The sequence below is a fragment of the Bryocella sp. genome (genome assembly GCF_058498515.1).
Genome location: NZ_JBMHYI010000030.1, coordinates 119,283 through 136,975 on the forward strand (window position 1 = coordinate 119,283; position 17,693 = coordinate 136,975).

The following is a 17,693-nucleotide window of genomic DNA, read 5'->3' on the forward strand; positions in this document are numbered from 1 at the left end:
AACCATCCGGCGCCGCGCATGTCATCATCGGATATGCCTTCGTTTTGGAGCCCGGCCAGCTGGTCGGAACGTCTCGCCGAGCTGGAAGCCCGCACGGGTGAAGCCAAGCAGGCGCCGCTGCGTCGCGATGTCCGCTCGTTGGGAGCCCTGCTGGGGCAGGTGTTGCGCGAGCAGTCCCGCGACCTGCCGAATCATGCGATCTTCGACGCAGTAGAGACCCTGCGCCGTACGGCCATCGCCCGCCGCGAAGCCGACGCCAAGGGGCCCGAGCATAGTCCCGAGGCCCAGCGGCTTCTGGAAGTCGCGCTGGACCAGGTGCACCAGGCCGCTGGGGACATGCAGACCGGCGAGCATGGCCGACCGTCCGCTGCGTATCGCCTCGCGCGCGCCTTCGCGTTCTACTTCGAGCTCATCAATCTCGCCGAAACCAATCATCGCAAGCGCCGCCGCCGCGCCTCGTTGCTGGACGAGAGCACGCCGCCGCAGCGCGGCAGCCTGCGCGGCACCTTTCGCCGTTTGCGCGAGGTCGGCGTCACGCGCGACGAGGCGCTGAGGCTCCTCGAACGTGTATGCGTCACGGCAGTCTTCACCGCGCATCCCACCGAGGTCGCGCGCCGCAGCGTGATGTTCAAGCGCCGCCGCATCTCGGACCTGCTTGCCGCGCTTGACGCCGTTCCTCTGCCTGCTGCCGAGCTCGAGATGCTCGAGTCTTCGTTGCTCGCCGAGATCACCGCGTTGTGGCAGACCGATGATGTGCGCTCCGAGCGCCCCACCGTTCGCGACGAGATCCGCATGGCGCTCGACTACTACGAGGCCTCCATCTTCGAGACCATGCCCGTGCTCTATGCCGAAATCGCGCATGCGCTCGACGCCGAGTTTCCGACGGGCCAGCCGACACGGCTCTCCGACCTGCCCATCGTCGCGAGCTTCGGCTCGTGGATCGGCGGCGATCGCGATGGCAACCCGTTTGTCACTGCATCGACGACGGCGGAGGCCATGTCGATGGCGCGCAGTCTGCTGCGCGAGCACTATCTCGGTCAGCTCTCGCTGCTCTTCGAGCAGCTTGCGTCCTCGACGCGGCAGGCGCCCATTTCGCAGGCGCTGCACACGCGGCTCGAGGAGTACCTGGCGCAGCTCCGCTCTTCAGGAGCGAATGCCTTCGGCGACCGCTTCCCGCATGAGGCCGTGCGCCTGCATCTCGCCTGCATCACGCTGCGGCTGGGCGGCTCGCCACCGACGACGATGCACCGCAACCTCTCGTTGAGCAACCGGGCCACGTTGCCGGAGTACCGCAGCGCTTCCGAGCTGCTCGACGACCTGACGCTGCTGCGTGACTCACTCGCGGAAAACCTCGGCGAGCGCCTCGCCGAACTCTACGTCGATCCGCTGCTCATCACCGTGCGCACGTTCGGGCTGCACCTGCAGACGCTCGACATTCGCCAGCACGCGCGCGTACATGCGGCAGCGGTGGAGGAGCTGAGCGCCTCCACGACTTCGCCGGAGATGGCTACGCCGCTGAGCCGCGAGACCGCGGAGGTGCTTGCGACCTTCCGCGCCATCGCGGAGCTGAAGCAGCTTGAACCCGTTGCGATTCGCCAGTACGTCATCAGCGGCGCGAGCTCTGCCGAAGATTCGCTGCGCGTGCTGTGGCTCGCCCGCCTGGGAAACGTGCGCGTGGAAGGCGGAGATGTGGACGGCCGTCACGATCCCGGACTGCAACCCGTACCTTTATTCGAGTCCATCGAAGACCTGCAGCAGGCGCCGGCCATCTGCCGCGAGCTTTGGTCGAGCGAGCTCTACAAGCCGCTGTTGAAGGCCTGGAGCGGCACGCAGGAGGTTATGCTCGGCTACTCCGACTCCAACAAGGATGGCGGCATGATCGCCTCCACGTGGGAGATCTGGAAGGCGCATCGCGCGCTGCATGAAGTGGCGCGCGAGTGCGGCGTCACGCTGCGGCTCTTCCATGGCCGCGGTGGGACCGTAGGACGCGGCGGGGGACCGACGCATCGCTCCATCTATGCGCAGCCCTGGGACAGCTTTACTGGTGAGCTTCGCATCACGGAGCAGGGCGAGGTGCTGAACTGGAAGTATTCCGACGTGGTGCTGGCCGAGCGCAACCTGGAGCTGATGATCGCTGCCTCCCTCGATGCCATCGCACGTCCCGACAAGAAGGCCAATCCCGATTGCCAGGCGCACCTCACCGGCGAGATTCTGCCCGCGTGGGAAGCCGCGTTCGATGAGCTCTCGGAGTCGTCTTTCCGTTACTACAAGCAGCACATCATCGATAACCCGGACATCTTCACCTACTTCGAGCAGGCGACTCCCGTAGCCGAACTTGAGCATGCCCGCATCGGCTCGCGGCCGGCCAAGCGTGTGGATGCCAGCGCGACGAAGCAACGATCTCTCGCTGACTTGCGCGCGATCCCATGGGTCTTCGGATGGATGCAATCGCGCCACGTCGTGCCGGCGTATTTCGGCGTGGGTCACGCCATCGAGAGCTTCCTCGAGAAGCATGACGATGGTCTCGCGAGGCTGCAGCAGATGATGCGCAGCTTCCCGCTCTTTCTCGACATGATCCGCAACGTGGAGATGGCGCTGGCCAAGGCCGACTTCGGCATCGCGAGGCTCTACGCCGGTCTCGTCGAAGACGAATCTCTTCGCGAGCGAGTATTCCTCATGCTCGAAGACGAGTTCGATCGCACCCGGCGCATGGTGCTGGCGGTGACGGAACAGAAGGAGCTGCTGGAGCGCAATCCCGTGCTCTCCAACTCCATTCGCCTCCGCAATCCGTACGTGGATCCGCTGAGCCTGCTGCAGGTAGAGCTGCTGCGCCGCAAGCGCGCGGGCGAGCGTAGCGATGAGCTGGACCGCGCCATCACAGCGACGATCAATGGCATCAGCGCGGGGCTGCGGAACACGGGCTGATTGGCTTGCGCCGTCCCTACTTGAGCGCGTTCTTGTAGGTCTGCAGGGTTCCGGTCCCGATGTCGCGCAGTGCGCCAAGGTTCGCCAGCGCATCGCGTACAACTGGCTGTGCCTGACGCAGCTCCTCGTCGGTGAGGTCTGCCGGCTTCTTGGTGGCCACGAAGCTCTCGATCTTCAGGTAGGCCTCCAGCGCATGCTCCTCCATGCGCTCGTACTGATCCTGCTCCTTGTAGCACTCGGCGAAGGCTTCAACCTCGGAGTAGTCCATGTAGGAGGCGACGCCCGTGGTGGACGCTGTTCGCCACGCCGCGTCCTTCAACGGACCTTCGCTGAGACCAATATTGAGCATGCTTGCGTCGAATGGCTTCTTCGCGAGCCGAGCATCAATGAAGTGGAGCACCATCATGAGGTCGCTGGTCTCGGACTTGAGGCTCTTCGCTAACTCTTTGAGCTCAGCCTGATTTTCCTTCAACTCTTCGCGGATCTTCTCTTCCGCCTCGCGGCGCTGGTGGCGATGGTGCCATGCCTCGGCGGCGTTCTCCAGGGCCAGCGCAATCAGCAAACCCACGGTGATGGTTGCGAGATGCACGAAGAAGTCGCGTACCCCACTCACTCGGTGCTCCGGTGCATGCACGTCCAGCATGATGTCTGCTCCTGCCTGGTTTCGAAGGTTGACGGTAGACTACCAGCCCGCAGATGTGGCTCAATAGCTCGCATGAATCTTCTGAATCTTCGCCTGCTTGTCCTGCTCTTCGCCGCCGGAACCTCTGCCGGAGCGACCCTCTCCGCGCAGCTGATGCCCAACAAGCCGGTGGAGTACAAGACGCACGAGGTGAATGCGGACGACTCCATCACCTTCCGCTACGTGGACGGAGTCGCAAAGCAGATCGCAGTCGCAACGGACGCTGCTCTGAAGCCGCTGGAGATGACCCGCGACGAAAGTGGAATGTGGACCGTGACCACGCCGCCGCTGCAGCCCGAGGTCTACGCCTACACCTTTCTTGTGGATGGCGTGCAGCACCTGGACCCGCGCAACAGCGATGTGAGGCCCAATTACAACTCCTTCGTCAGTAACATTACCGTGCCGGCTATGCCGCCTGCGCCGTGGGAGATGAACTCCGTGCCGCACGGCCGCGTCGATCACCACACCTTCACCACGCATGTAGTGAAGAACCTGCCGCGCGACCAGGATCGCTACATCGTTTACACACCGGCCGGCTATGACGAGCATAAGAAGGGCGGCTATCCGGTGCTCTACCTGCTGCACGGTTGGAGCGACCCGGAGACGGGTTGGACCGGCGTGGGCAAGGCAGACATGATTCTCGACAAACTGATCGCCGACGGCAAAGCGTTGCCGATGATCGTAGTGATGCCGCTCGGCTATGGGAACTTCGACTTCGCCACCCACGGTGCGGGCGTCTGGCAGGATCCTGCGAAGGTGGCGGAGAACACGAACCTGTACGAACAGATGCTCCTGCAGGAGGTAATGCCCGCGGTGGAGCGCGAATACAACGTCGCGAAGGGCCGCGAACACCATGCGATTGCCGGCCTGTCGATGGGCGGGCTCGAAACGCTGACCATCGGCCTGCGCCACCCCGATCAGTTCGCATACGTCGCGGGCATGAGCTCAGCGCTGCAGGGTGGCAAGTACGACGAGTCGTGGCCGGGACTCGACGCGAAAAAGGCCAACCTGAAGCTGCTTTGGGTCAGTTGCGGAACGGACGATCCGCTCATCAAACCCAACCGCGCATTCGTCGTGTGGGCCAAGGCCAAAGGCCTCGACGTGAATGCGGTGGAGACTTCCGGTGCGCATACGTGGTTGGTGTGGCGAGATAACTTGCTCCACATTGCGCCGATGCTGTTTCGGTAAGACGAAGCTCTTAGCCGTTAGCCTTTAGCTAGAAGCTAATGGCTAGCAGCTAGAAGCTTCCCTACGTTCCCGGCTGCACATACGGCACCTGCCCAAGGTACCGCCGTTCGCGGCCGCGAGGGTCGTCTTCCACCTTTGGTGGATCGTTGAGGATCATCGTCGCGCGCTGCTTCAGGTCGAACGCCGGCCAGCGTGGCAGCTTCGGGTTGTTCGGATTTCCCGTTCGCGCGAAGGCGATGTAGGTCTCGCTGACGATCTCGGCCATGCGCTGCGTGCGTGCCTGGTCGGCGGTGCTCGCTCCCACCATGCCCGGCGAGAGCGCCACGTTGTCGAAGGCCAGCGGAATGTCGAGCGTGTGCGGCGCGCCCCATTTGCCGCCGTCGACGCCGCTCTTCCAGTTCAGCTGATAAACCCACGTGTGCGGCTGCGCCTTCGGATCGGCCGCGCGCCGGTCCGCCTCGATCACCTCACCGCGCCACGAGCGCGAGTCCGTCGTGACGGCGAAGAACACATCGGCGGGACTGTAGTCCGGATGCCACTCACGATACTTCGCGACCACCTCAGCCGCGGGCAACGAGACGATATCGCTGCGCAGGAACGGATCGTTCTTCTCCAGCGCTGCAGGGAGCTGTTCCCACGTCAGCGCGAACAGCGCTGGCTGGCCACCACCGATGAGTACGCGCGTCTCATCGTGCGTGTTGCCGAGGATCATCGGAATATTCGTCGACTGCTGCGGATCGGTGGGTGAGAACGGATCGACCGGCAGCGAGCGTCCATCGCGCACCGGACCGAAGTAGCCCACGCTGCGCGTGGCGCGTTGAATGTCCTCCATGCTCGCTGAGCGGAGTACCTTCGCGGCCTCTGCAGGAGATGCGCTGTCCGCAACGCCGAGCGCTTTGAGCGCAGCCCGCGCGCGAGGCGTGGCGTGTGCAGGTTCAACGCCCGTCACCTGCTGGCCGCTCATTGAGAGCACGCGATGAAATAGGCCCTTCGCAGGAGGTTGCGCCATCAGCGTCGCGCACTTCGCACCTCCACCGGACTGGCCAAAGATCATCACGCGATTGCGGTCGCCGCCGAACTCCGCGATGTTGTCGCGCACCCATTGGAGTGCCAGCACAAGGTCGAGCTGGCCGGCGTTGCCCGAGTCCTCAAAGCCCTGCCCGGGCACTGCCTCCGCGAGATACATGTAGCCGAAGGCGTTGAGCCGATGATTTACCGCGACCACGACCACGTCGCCACGCCGCGCCAGCCGCGAGCCATCGTAGAGCTGCGCGTTGGCGGTGCCGTTCGCGAAGGCCCCGCCGTGGATGTAGAACATCACTGGCCGCTTTTTGTTATCGCGCAACGCGGGTGTCCACACATTGACGTGCAGGCAGTCTTCGCTCTGCGGGCCTTCGTCAGGAGGCAGGTGATAGCCCGTCGGCGGCGGTGCATTGCGCTTGCCGCTCTCATACGTGGGCCGTGCGCCGACGACTTGCGGAGCACGCGGCGCCCACTCGAGGCAGTCACGAACCTCCGTCCAGGCATCGGGCCGCTGTGGCGCGGCGAAGCGGGTCTTCGCTGTATCCATGCCGTAAGGGATACCCTTGAACGCGACCATGCCCTCCGCGCTGCGATAGCCACGCACCGGCCCGTTCCCGGTGTGCGCGACGAGAGGATCGTTGGCATGCGCCTGTGCGAGCAGTTGCAGCGGACGCGACGCGAGAAGCATCGTGCTTGCCAGCGATCCGGACTTGAGAAGTTCTCTGCGGTTCATGGAGCACCTTGTGGAGCGAAAACAGGTGTTGGGTGTTAGTCGTTCGCTGCTTGCTGCAGCCACGCGTTATTTCACTATTCACTACTCACTATTCACTGCTCTACTCACTGCTTCTCCGGCGTAATCTTCACCGCCTTGTTCTTCTCGAACTCCACATCGATGGGATGACCATCGTTGTCGAACTCCACGGAGCGGTTGCCCATGTCGTCGGAGCTTGGTTTGGAGACCTGGCCGAGCGCCATCATCACCTGGTTCTCGCTCATGCCGAGCGTAGGCTCGTGCTTGTCCACGTGCGACCACACCTCCGGACCCCAGTGTTTGTAAAGCTGGTGCGGGTCGTCGTAGAACATGATCTCGTCGGTATAGAAGGTGTACTGGCCCGCATCGTAGTAACCCACCGGCGTTGCATACAGCTGCTTCGGATCTGTCGAGTTCGGCAGCGTGAACGCGAGCAGCACATGCTTCTGGCCGGCGGGGATGCGGAAGGTGGCCTTGCCGGACTTGGGCGGAACCTGCTCGAAGACATCCTTGATCTCGAGCGGCGTCGCGGCCCACAGCGTGTCGACGGGCTTCGAGTAATCCACGTGCTTGCCGGTGTCCTTGAAGTAGTCGAGCTGGCCACCGGCGCTCACCCAGATGGTTTTGCCGATGAGGTCGCGCTCATCCTTCAGGGAGTCGGGCCGTAGCTTGCGTGGGAAGACCGCATCGTCGTCGCTCAGCTTGTACTCTGCCGCGACCGGAGTCTTCGCTGCGCTATCTTCGCCCGTATGGGCTCGATACGCGAAGTAGATGCGTGTGCCGAGCACTGCAATGAGGAGCGCCGTCACTCCGAGCCCGATCTTCATCCCGTTGGTCATCGTGTTGCGTGGCCTCCCGCCTGTCTGTCGAGGATTTTCTTCCTCACCAAGGTAGTAGATGCGGCGCGGACTGCCAACTTCGTGCCCTGCGAACGTGGAAACGGCTATCATCACGGCATCCGCAATTCATTCATATGCTGCTGAGGTTCCTCACGATGAGATGCCGTACGCTCTGCCTGCTCGCCTGCCTTTCGGTTCCGCTGCATGCGCAACTCTCGCCCGCCGTGATGAAGTACGTGAAGGTGCCACGCACGCCAGTGATCGTGCTGGAGCACGTGCGTGTGATCGACGGCACTGGAGCTGCGCCGCTCGAGGACCAATACGTGGTGATCGAGGGAGGCAAGATCGCCGCGATCTCTGCGAGCGCGCCGGCGGCGAACGCTTCGGCTGTGCATATCGATCTCACGGGCCGCACTGTCTTTCCCGGCCTTGTCGGCATGCATGACCACATGTACTACCTCACGAGGCCGAACCAGAATGCTGCGGGGGAGAGCGAGCCTCCGGTGGTGGTGCCGGAGGAGCCGTTCAGCTCGCCCCGGCTGTATCTCGGAGCGGGCGTGACGACGTTGCGGACGACGGGATCCGTCGAACCGTACCTGGACCTGAACCTGCGCCGCGCGATCGACGCGGGCAGGATCGTTGGGCCGCACATGGATGTGACCGGGCCGTATCTCGAAGGCCCCGGAGCGTTCGCGCTGGAGATGCATGAGCTGAAGGACGCCGATGAGGCACGGCGCATGGTGGACTACTGGGCGGACCAGGGCGTGACCAGCTTCAAGGCCTATATGGACATCACGCGCGCCGAGCTGAAGGCCGCCGCCGATGAGGCGCACAAGCGGGGCATCAAGATCACCGGCCACCTGTGCTCCGTGACGTATCCCGAGGCGGTCGAGGCGGGGATCGACAACCTGGAGCATGGCTTCATGGTGAACACGCAGCTCGATCCTGGCAAGGAGCCGGACCTGTGCCCGCGCACGGTGGGAGGTCCCACGATGACCAAGATGACTCCGGACACGCCCGAGGCGAAGGCGCTGATCGCGCTGCTGGTTTCGCGGCATGTCGCCCTAACCTCTACCCTTCCGGTCTTCCAGAGCAATGATCCCGCGCACCTGCAGCTGCAGCCGCGCGTACTCGCGGCGATGTCGGCTCCGACGCGGGAGCAGTACCTGACGACGCGCAACCTGGAGCTGACGCGCGCGTCCGCCGATCCCAAGGCCGCTGCGGCGCGGGCGCAGATCCTGCACAACGACATGGCGATGGAACGCGCGTTCGTCGCTGCCGGAGGCCTGCTGATGGGAGGGCCTGATCCTACGGGCGATGGTGGCACGCTGCCTGGCTATGGCGATCAGCGCGAGGCTGAATTGCTGGTCGAGGCTGGGTTCACGCCGCTGGAGGCGCTGCGTATCTGCACGCTCAACGGAGCAATCTACCTGGGCCGCGACAAGGAGATTGGCTCGATCACCGTGGGCAAGAATGCGGATCTCGTGGTGGTAAAGGGTGATCCCTCGAAGACGATCAGCGACATCGAGAACACGGAGATCGTGTTCAAGGATGGAGTCGGCTATGACTCGCAGAAGCTGCTCGACAGTGTGAAGGGGAGATATGGGCAGTACTGATGAGGGGCAGTGAATAGTGAGTAGTGAAGAAAAGCCTCAGGCTTCGGGCTTTCTTCACGATTCACTACTTCACGATTCACTCTGCTTCATCCCACCGGTTCCATCGACGAGTACTGCTTCTCCATCTCGATCAGGTCCTCGGCGGTGAGCTTGTTGGCTTGGCGCAGGGCGGGGAAGAACACGGACCAGAGGCCGGTGACGGCCAGGGACGCCATGCCACCGAGCACTACCGCGCGCACTGCGCCGAACCAATGTGCGGTGAGGCCACTCTCGTACTCGCCGAGCTCGTTGGAGGCTCCGAGGAAGAGCCAGTTGATGCTCGACACGCGGCCGCGCATCTCGTTGGGCGTTGCGAGCTGCAGGATGGACGAGCGCACGACGACGCTGATCATGTCCGTGGCTCCGACGACGAAGAGCGCGAGGCAGCTGAGCCACAGGTTGCGGCTCACGCCGAAGAGCACCGTGGCCGCGCCGAAGCCTGCGACGCAGAGCAGCATCGTCCTGCCCGCGCGCCGGGTGATGGGCCGGGCGAGCAGCGAGAGCGAGACCAGCAGCGCTCCGACGGATGGCATGGCACGCAGCAGGCCGAGGCCGTGTGGGCCGGCATGCAGTATGGTGTCGGCGAAGATGGGCATCAGCGAGACCGCGCCGCCCAGCAGCACGGCGAAGAGGTCCAGCGAGATGGAGCCCAGCAGCAGACGCGTGCTGATGACGTAGCGCAGGCCCGCCAGCATGGTGTCGACGGTGAAGCCCTTCTTCTCGCCGGCGCCGCGCGGTGGGATCTGGGCGATCATCACCAGGAAGATGGCGAGCGCGAGCAGCGTGAAACAGTAGACCAGTGGAGGCCCGTTGAGCACGGCGAAGCGGCCCGAGAAGTCATGCGCGAGGTCGACGACGAAGAGCAGGCCGCCGATCATCGGGCCGGTGACGTTGGCGATCTGGAAGATGCTGGCGCTCCAGGTCACGGCGTTGACGAAATGTTCTTTCGGCACGAGCATGGGCACGAGCGACCCGGCGGCGGGGCCGGCGAAGCAGCGGCAGGTCCCGATGAGCGCAAGGACGCCATAGACGGCCCACACGTTGCGCACACCGTGCAGGGTGATCGCCAGCAGCAGGGCCGAGGCTGTGAACTGGCCGGAGTAGCAGATCAGGAGCACGTTGCGGCGGTCGTAGCGGTCGGCGACGTGGCCGGCCGGGAGGGTGAAGACCAGCATCGGCAGAAAGAGCGCGAGGCCGGTGTAGCCCAGAGCCAGGGCGGAGTGGGTGAGCTGGTAGATCTGCCAGGCGACGCCGACGGCCTGGGCCTCGGCGGCCATGGTACCCAGGAAGCGCGCGGCGGAGTAGAAGCGGAAGTCGCGGTAGCGCCAGGCGATGGTGGGCGGCAGGCCTGGCAGTTTTCCGGGTGAACCCGGACGTAATTGGTTTTGACTATCCGCTTCGGGCATTGTCCTATGCTGACACAGCGCTTTGGAGGAGGGCCATGGCCGGGGGTACCCCCCTCCCCCCCCTTTCTCTCAAAGTCTTCGAAGAAGAGACTTTAGCTCCGGACCTTGGATTCGGGACCTTGGATTCGGGATTCGGGATGTAAGAGCTGGGGCTGCGTGATTTTGTTCCTACTTCCATTGTAGAGAGTTGAGTGGGTGAGTCTGCCACGTTGGCGGGGTTTATTGGGGTAGGTAGTTTTTCGTGGGAGGGTGCGGAGAAGGTTCAGATTCCAGATGCCAGGAGCCCAGATTCCAGATTCAGGGGGTGCAGTGCGAGGTTTCGGGTTCGCCCACGAATCGCTTCGCCGCCACGTACAATCCAATGAGACGTATGGCGAGCACGCTTCTCCAACCCGGAACCAACGCGCCGAAGGCTGGCGCGGGTCTTGAGCCGTCCAAGGACGCGCTGGCGGGCATGGTGCTGCTTCCGGCCGAGGGCTTCGCGCCGCGGGCGAAGAACGCCGTCGAGATTACGAAGAGCGCGCTGAAGCGCATCCGCGTGGCCATGGCGAAGGAAGGCATCTCGCCCGACGCCGGTGGGCTGCGGCTGGGTGTGCAGGGCGGCGGTTGCAGCGGTCTGAGCTACAACATCCGGTTCGATACGCAGCCTCGCGAGCGGGACCGCGTGTTTGTCTTTGGCGAAGGCCTGGAGACGCCGAACGATCCTTCGGGCGGCAAAGCTGTGAAGGTGTTCGTCGATCCGAAGAGCTTCCTCTATCTGGCCGGCATGGTACTGGACTTCGAGGAAACGCTGATGCGGCAGGGCTTCAACTTCATCAATCCGAATTCGACGAAGTCCTGCGGCTGCGGTTCGAGTTTTTCGGCGTAAGTCGTAGAGGCGTTCCCAAGGACAAGTCAGGAAAGACGGTCGTTCGCTACCGCGAACGATACCCCACCCTTTCACGATGGAGCTGTGAAAGGATAGGCCACCCGGCGGTGGCCCGGGGCTGAAGCCCCTTCGTTCCCTGCTTGCGTTCCGCGGGCTGAAGCCCGCTGCTACTCCGGTTCTGTCTCTGGCAGCTTCGGCGCCGTCTCCATTCGGGTGAGACGTTACGCGGCTTCGGTGTCGCGATCGGCCATCTCCACACGATTTCTGCCTTGCCGCTTGGCGCGGTAGAGGGCGTCGTCGGCCTCGTGCACGAGGATCTCCGGGCGGTCGCCGGGCTGGGGCCAGACGACCGCCACGCCGACACTCAGAGAGACGATGCCTCCTGCTGCCGGGTTCCCCTGGTTGGGAAGCTTCAGCGCGAGGGCTCCCTGGCGGATCTCATCGGCCTTGCGGGAGGCTCCCTCGGCGTTGGCTTCGGGCATGAGCACGGCGAACTCCTCACCGCCGAAGCGCGCGACCATGTCGTACCCGCGCATGGGGATCTCCTGCAGCATTTTGGAAATCCGCTTCAGGCAGGCATCGCCTTGCTGATGCCCCTGGGTGTCGTTGAGGCTCTTGAAGAAGTCGACGTCGATCATCATGAGCGCTACCGGTCCCTGGCGGCGGACGGCGCGGCGGAACTCGGTCTCGAGCATGCGATCGAAGTGACGGCGGTTGAAGAGCCCGGTGAGGCCGTCGCGGATGGAGAGCTCGTTGAGGTCGACGTTCATCTCGCAGAGCGAGGCCTGGGAACGCAGCAGCTCCTGCTGGGCGAACTCGAGCTCCTCGTTGGTGAGGCGCAGCTGCTCGTTGGCCGCGGAGAGTTGCTCATGGGCGTCGTGTAGCTGTTCGTGGGCCTTGCTGAGCTCGTCGTGCGCCTCGCGCAGTGCGGCGATGCGGCGTTCGTCAAAGGCCGCGCCGGCGAGTGTTCCGAGAAGAACAAAGGCTGAGACGAGTCCCACGCCGTACTCGCCGATGACGCCCACGCGGAGTGTGTGAGCCAGGTTGGGCACTACGCGCATATCGTGGAAGCTCACGGTTGCCATGGCAGTGTAATGCATGGCGGCGATGCCAACTCCCATGAGAGCGGAGGCGAGCAGGCGGCGCAGGATCTTGCGGCAGCGGGTGCAGTAGGTGGCGCGGGTTGCGACCGCGAGCGAGATCCAGGCAAAGACTCCGGCGGAGACGATGGCCAGCACGATGCCCCAGGGCTCGTACGCCTCCATGGCGCGAGAACGCATGGCGGCCATACCGGCGTAATGCATGCCGCCGATGCCCATGGCCATGAGCAGCGCGCTCATGAGCTGGTGACGTTGCGAGGTCTCCGCCGTGTGGCTGAGCTGGGAGAGGACGACGGCGGAGGCCGCGACGGCCATCATGGCCGAGAGCAGGACGGTGGGCCAGTAGTAGCGGACCTCTACGGGGAGCTGGACGGCGAGCATGCCAAGGTAGTGCATGCTCCAGATGCCGCCACCGAGGGCGAGTGAGCCTTCGAGCAGCCAGCCGCGGCGCTGCCACGGTGTGGTGGAGGCGCGCATGCGGTCGGCGAGAGTCAGTGCGGCGTAGGCGGCGGCGATGGAGGTCGCCACCGAAGCTACCACCAGCCACGGAAGGTATCGCACGGTGAGATGTGACATGCGGATGCCCGATTGCGCCGTCCCGGAACCTACCCAGGTGCGGCGCGTCCTTTCGAGGTATGACCTATCGGTTGAACGCACGAAGCTGTGCACGGCTTCTTTTGATACTCCAGGTCGAGGTAACAGCCACGAAGGTGGGATGGCGCGCGGGCGGTCCTGTCCGGATCCGGGACAATTCGCTACTGCAGATAAGCAAAACGTGGGAAAAAGTTTCGGTTTGCCTGATCGAGTGGCTAGGAAGCGCAGGTGCAGGTCGCGTCCCGGCACCCAACTTGCGGTCGTTCGAGACGTGAGCACCTTTCCCGGGTCTTTCTAAGGGAACGGCTCAGCGGGACCTGTACATCCACTAAAGTACAGCGCGGGTCTCGCCGATGGAGTAGCCTGAAATAGGTCCGAACGTTTCACGGTACGTAGAGGGGCTTGGGCGCATCCAACCCTCAAGCGGGTGGAACCGGGATCGAGCGCGGATGCCTCCTTCCGTGGGAAACGTCTCAAACAAAGAGGACTCACGTTGCACTTTTTTCTTGCGCGGAATTAGGTCCTCTGGAAAGATGGCTCGCAATGGCCCTACATTTGTTGTATGCGGTTGCTGAAGCAGAGTGGGATACGGCAATCGAACCGACGCCCGGCGCGAGCTCCGAACAGAGCCCGGTGGCTGCAGCTGTCTCGTCGTCACCACATGGTGAGGAGATCCAGCCGGTCGATCCTGGTCCGATCCTCAACCGCAAAGATTCGTTGAAGGCCATGAAGGAGATTCACCGCAAGGCCAATGAGTTGCGGCGTCTCCTTGTCCCAAAGCGGAGGCAGCAGTCAACCTAGCTGCCTATGATGCGGTGGGAGTTTCACTTAGGAACGAATTTCGCACTGGCGTTCAATCAGCAAGAGGCGGAATATAAGCGGCAGTCCCTTCTCGGGCATTCGGTGTTGCGTGCGCCCTATGAGAAGGAGCTCGCTGCCTTCTTGCGTATTGAAAATAAGCTGAATCGAATGGCCACGTTCCGCCTTGATCCGGCTAACATGCCTGCGGCTTTCGATCCGCCGCACCGCGACTTCCCAAATTTTCGAGTTATCGACGAAGATCCGTGGTTCGCCTATTTCTGCCTGAACCCCTTCGGAACTCCCCGAGTTACGTTTCTCGTCCTCCGCTATGGGAAGATCTCTTCGCGAGAAGGACTCGAAGCATTATTGTCGCAATCGCGGGAGAACTGTCTTTAAGGGGATACGCATTGGTCCGTTTAGTCACTGTACCAACCTGGCTACTGCAGTTCGTCATCGTTGTGATCTGCTCAGGCCTGATGGTTGGCGGGATTTGGGTTGCATTCGCTCGGCAGGAAGAGACGATCGGGGGACTGGGCGGAGCCGCAGCCGTCATATTGTCCTACGCCTTGCTATTTGTCCGAGACGGAAGGCCCGGCATGGCGGTCTCACTGCTGCGATTGCGGCCGCTTCGGCCCGGCAGGTACGACCCTCCGAATCCGGCTTCTGAACCAACCTTCGAGGAGCTGACCTCGAGAGTCCAGGCGCTTGAGGCCAACCTTACCTTGACAGCAAAAGCGGTTAGCCAGCAAAACATCTGGCTTGCCGTGGCTGCGGTGATCGGCAACAGCGGCTGGGCAATTGGCCAGTACCTTGCCTCTGTTTGTATCCGGGCGCACAGCATGAATCCGTTGGTGTTGTTGCATCTCCGCTAGAAACGCAGACCGACGCGACGCACGTAATGCGCGTCGGTCGGTCTGTCCCGTGAATACCTCACCTCGCGTCGAGACCAGGCTTGGCTTCGGGCTTGGCATCGCCTTTGGGTTCGGCTTTAGGGTCTGGCTTCGGCTTGGGCTGGATGCCGCGGACGTAGAGGTCGTACCACTCGAACCAGTGGTCGTAGCGGTCGCGGATGTAGCTGGGGCGGGTGAAGCCGTGGAACTGGTTGGGGTAGACGATGAGCTCGGCGGTGGTGCCGACGGACTTGAGGGCCTGGTACATCTGCTCGCCGCCCTGCAGCGGGACGTTGAAGTCCTTGTCGCCGCCCATGAAGAGCGTCGGCGTCTTGATGCGGTCGGCGTGCAGGAAGGGATAGGACATCTTGACGTACTGGTCGAGCGCCTTCCAGGGCGGGCCAATCTCGTTTTCGTACTGCAGGATGTACTGGTCGATGCCGTAGAAGCCGAGTAGATTGCCCATGCCGGCTCCGGAGCTGGCGGCCTTGAAGCGCGTGGTGGAGGCGATGGTGTAGTCGGTGAGGATGCCGCCGTAGCTCCAGCCGCCGACACCGAGCTGGTTGGGATCGACCTTGCCGGTGGCGACGGCGGCGTCGGTCATGGCGAGCAGGTCGAGGACTTCCTTGTTGCCCCAGTCGTTGTTGATGGCGAAGCTGTACGCCTCGCCACGGCCGGTGCTGCCACGGTAGTTCACGTTGAGCACAGCGTAGCCATGCGCGGCGAAGAGCTGGGTGTCGGTGTTGAAGCCGTGCGCGTCTTGCGCGGTGGGGCCGCCGTGGATGCGGAGGATCATCGGGACCTTGGTTCCTGCGACGTAGCCCACCGGCAGAGTGAAGAGGCCGTGGGCTTCGTTGCCGTCCTTGGTCTTCGCGGAGAGATCGGTGACGGTGGCGAGGTCGAGCGTGGCGACGAGGGCGTCGTTGTAGTGCGTCAGCGGACGAAGGCTGCCGTTCTCGAGCGCGAAGATCTCCGACGGCGCGGTGTCGCTGGACCAGAGCAGAGCGACGTGGCCGGCTTTCTCGTCGAGGCCGCTGGCTGCGCCTGAGCCTTGCGTGATGCGCTGGACTTTTCCGGAACCATCGAGAGCGATGGACGCGATGAAGTCCTGGCGGTCTTCCTGCACCTCGGTCAGCACGGCGTCGCCAGAGGCGGTGAGCACGGGAGCACCGACCCAGTGGTCGTACCTGGGTGCGAGGAGCTTTACGGGGCCGCCATCGGCGGAGACCATCGCCATCTGCTCCAGGTCATAGATGGAGTAGTGCGGGGTTACGCCTTCGCGAAAGATGATGCTCCTGGAGTCTTTGGTCCACTCCAACGGGCCGCCGTCGCGGCCGGTGAAGGTGGTGAGCTGTTTGGGGTGCGAGCCTGGCTTCGCGTCCACGACGAAGATGTCGGAGTTGGCGAAGCGATCGGGATCGGGCAGCGTCTGGTTGCTGACGAAGGCGACCTTCGTGCCGTCGGGGCTGAAGGCTGGCTGGCTTTCGCCGTAGGCGGTCTTGCCCGCGGCGGGACCGTCGGTGAGCTTGGAGAGCTTCTTCGTGGCGATGTCGAAGAGGTAGAGGTGAGGCTCCTTGTCGGTGACGTAGCCCTGGACATCTTCCTTGAAGTGGAAGCGGTCGATGACGATGGGCTTGGGGGCCTTGGGCTTGGCTCCGGGAGCCGGCTCGGGTTCTTCCTTCTCTTCGAGCGTGAGCAGCAGGGTTTTGGAGTCGGGCGACCACTTGTAGCCGTTGAGGCTCATCTTGACGTCGGTGATCTGGTGGGCCTCGCCGCCGCGGCGGTCGAGCACCCACACCTGCGAGCCCTTGGCTTCGCCCTCACGGCCGGAGGTGAAGGCGAGGTAGCGGCCATCGGGGCTCCACTGCGGCGAGCCGGCGCCGTCCTTGCCGTAGGTCAGCTGGATCTGCTGCGTGCCGTCCCAGCTGATCATCCAGAGGTTGTTCACGGATTTGTCGTCGCCAGTGTCGACGTGGGAGACGGTGTAGGCGATCCATGCGCCATCGGGAGAGAGCACGGGCGCGCCCACGCGTTGGATCTTCGCCAGGTCATCGAGCGTCATGCCGTGCTTCGCAGGCGCCTGCGCAAGAAGCGCGAGCGCGCACAGCGGCAGCAGGGCCGCGGGAAGGAGCTTGTTGAGTCGCATTGCGGAAGTGTAGCAAGCGACCGCCCGCTGCGCGTCCCCGTCGCAAAATCTTGCGCAGCTAGAATGGACCGGGGACGATCCAATCAGCCTATGAGTCACGACGGACAGAACAACTACTTCACGCAGTTTGAGCTGCCCATGCATCTGCACATCGATACGGCGGCTCTGGAGAAGAGCTTCTATGCGCAGTCGCGACGGCTGCATCCGGACCGGTTCGCGGCGAAGCCCGCGGCCGAGCAGGAGGCCGCGCTGGCGGCGAGCTCGCGGCTGAACGATGCGTATCGCACGCTGCGGGATCCGATTGCGCGGACGGAGTATCTGCTGGGGCTGGAGGGGGTTCAGCTGGAGGAGCAGTCGCGCGCGGCGACCGATGCGGCGAAGGCTGCGGGCACGGAGAAGAAGCAGGTGGCTCCGCCGGATCTGCTGGAAGAGGCGTTCGAGCTGAATATGGCGCTCGAAGAGTTGAAGATGGGCGGCGACGATCCGGACGTGCGGGCGCAGCTGGAGGGCGAGCGGACGAAGTTTACGAAGATGCTCGACGAGGCGGGGCGGGAGCTTGAGGGGATCTGGACGGCGTGGGATGGCGCTGTCGATGCGAGCGATGAGGCAGGGAAGTCGGCGGCGAAGGATGCGATGGTCGCGCTGCTGAACCGGCGGAGTTATATCCGCAACCTGGTGCGCGATGTGAACGCGGCGTTGGATCGGTAGCCTGCCTACCCCCCTCCCCCCGTTTCTAGTAAGTGCTCATTCGATGGGAGTTAGCTGGGTACCTTGTAACATCTTTCGTCTGAGGGAGTTACAGGCAAAGTCCTGATTGCATGGGGC

14 protein-coding genes are annotated in these 17,693 nt (G+C 63.5%); 8 read left to right on the forward strand and 6 right to left on the reverse strand.

What is annotated here, in order from left to right; genetic code table 11:
- The first annotated feature begins 33 nt into the window (after positions 1–33).
- A complete protein-coding gene (locus AC5E6W_RS09135; RefSeq protein WP_491751974.1) occupies positions 34–2,925 on the forward strand; it encodes a phosphoenolpyruvate carboxylase in 2,892 nt (963 codons plus the stop codon).
- Between the two features lie 16 nt (positions 2,926–2,941).
- On the opposite strand, the gene AC5E6W_RS09140 is transcribed toward AC5E6W_RS09135, so the two are convergent.
- Complete coding sequence (locus AC5E6W_RS09140; protein WP_491751975.1) at positions 2,942–3,568, reverse strand: hypothetical protein; 627 nt, start codon at positions 3,566–3,568, stop codon at positions 2,942–2,944.
- Between the two features lie 72 nt (positions 3,569–3,640).
- Here AC5E6W_RS09140 and AC5E6W_RS09145 point away from each other — a divergent pair, with 72 nt between their 5' ends.
- Entirely contained in the window at positions 3,641–4,795 is a 1,155-nt protein-coding gene (locus AC5E6W_RS09145; protein ID WP_491751976.1) for an alpha/beta hydrolase-fold protein, read from the forward strand.
- A 61-nt stretch (positions 4,796–4,856) separates the two neighbouring features.
- On the opposite strand, the gene AC5E6W_RS09150 is transcribed toward AC5E6W_RS09145, so the two are convergent.
- Together AC5E6W_RS09150 and AC5E6W_RS09155 are read right to left on the reverse strand one after the other, a co-directional pair.
- Complete coding sequence (locus AC5E6W_RS09150) at positions 4,857–6,551, reverse strand: carboxylesterase/lipase family protein (protein ID WP_491751977.1); 1,695 nt, start codon at positions 6,549–6,551, stop codon at positions 4,857–4,859.
- A 104-nt stretch (positions 6,552–6,655) separates the two neighbouring features.
- Positions 6,656–7,519 (reverse strand): hypothetical protein, encoded by an 864-nt coding sequence (locus AC5E6W_RS09155; protein ID WP_491751978.1) that lies wholly within the window; start codon positions 7,517–7,519, stop codon positions 6,656–6,658.
- A gap of 44 nt (positions 7,520–7,563) precedes the next feature.
- Between AC5E6W_RS09155 and AC5E6W_RS09160 the strand changes: the two genes are divergently transcribed.
- Positions 7,564–9,024, forward strand: a complete 1,461-nt coding sequence (locus tag AC5E6W_RS09160) for an amidohydrolase family protein (RefSeq protein ID WP_491751979.1) — start codon at positions 7,564–7,566, stop codon at positions 9,022–9,024.
- 86 nt (positions 9,025–9,110) lie between these two features.
- Here AC5E6W_RS09160 and AC5E6W_RS09165 read toward each other — a convergent pair whose 3' ends face one another.
- Complete coding sequence (locus tag AC5E6W_RS09165) at positions 9,111–10,469, reverse strand: MFS transporter (protein WP_491751980.1); 1,359 nt, start codon at positions 10,467–10,469, stop codon at positions 9,111–9,113.
- Between the two features lie 370 nt (positions 10,470–10,839).
- Here AC5E6W_RS09165 and AC5E6W_RS09170 point away from each other — a divergent pair, with 370 nt between their 5' ends.
- Positions 10,840–11,337, forward strand: coding sequence for a HesB/IscA family protein (locus tag AC5E6W_RS09170; RefSeq protein ID WP_491751981.1), 498 nt, complete (start codon positions 10,840–10,842; stop codon positions 11,335–11,337).
- A 221-nt stretch (positions 11,338–11,558) separates the two neighbouring features.
- On the opposite strand, the gene AC5E6W_RS09175 is transcribed toward AC5E6W_RS09170, so the two are convergent.
- Positions 11,559–13,013, reverse strand: coding sequence for a sensor domain-containing diguanylate cyclase (locus tag AC5E6W_RS09175; protein ID WP_491751982.1), 1,455 nt, complete (start codon positions 13,011–13,013; stop codon positions 11,559–11,561).
- 561 nt (positions 13,014–13,574) lie between these two features.
- Between AC5E6W_RS09175 and AC5E6W_RS09180 the strand changes: the two genes are divergently transcribed.
- Genes AC5E6W_RS09180 through AC5E6W_RS09190 form a run of 3 tightly spaced genes read left to right on the forward strand, consistent with a single transcriptional unit; the run spans position 13,575 to position 14,704 of the window.
- Positions 13,575–13,832, forward strand: coding sequence for a hypothetical protein (locus AC5E6W_RS09180; protein WP_491751983.1), 258 nt, complete (start codon positions 13,575–13,577; stop codon positions 13,830–13,832).
- 6 nt (positions 13,833–13,838) lie between these two features.
- Positions 13,839–14,228, forward strand: a complete 390-nt coding sequence (locus AC5E6W_RS09185; RefSeq protein WP_491751984.1) for a hypothetical protein — start codon at positions 13,839–13,841, stop codon at positions 14,226–14,228.
- An 11-nt stretch (positions 14,229–14,239) separates the two neighbouring features.
- On the forward strand, positions 14,240–14,704 hold the full coding sequence (locus tag AC5E6W_RS09190) for a hypothetical protein (protein ID WP_491751985.1): 465 nt from the start codon (positions 14,240–14,242) through the stop codon (positions 14,702–14,704).
- Positions 14,705–14,762: 58 nt separating this feature from the next.
- On the opposite strand, the gene AC5E6W_RS09195 is transcribed toward AC5E6W_RS09190, so the two are convergent.
- Entirely contained in the window at positions 14,763–16,868 is a 2,106-nt protein-coding gene (locus AC5E6W_RS09195) for a S9 family peptidase (RefSeq protein WP_491751986.1), read from the reverse strand.
- A gap of 90 nt (positions 16,869–16,958) precedes the next feature.
- On the opposite strand from AC5E6W_RS09195, the gene hscB reads away from it, so the two are divergent.
- Positions 16,959–17,576: a Fe-S protein assembly co-chaperone HscB gene (gene hscB / locus AC5E6W_RS09200; RefSeq protein ID WP_491751987.1), complete on the forward strand. Its 618-nt coding sequence runs from the start codon at positions 16,959–16,961 to the stop codon at positions 17,574–17,576.
- Positions 17,577–17,693 lie beyond the last annotated feature (117 nt).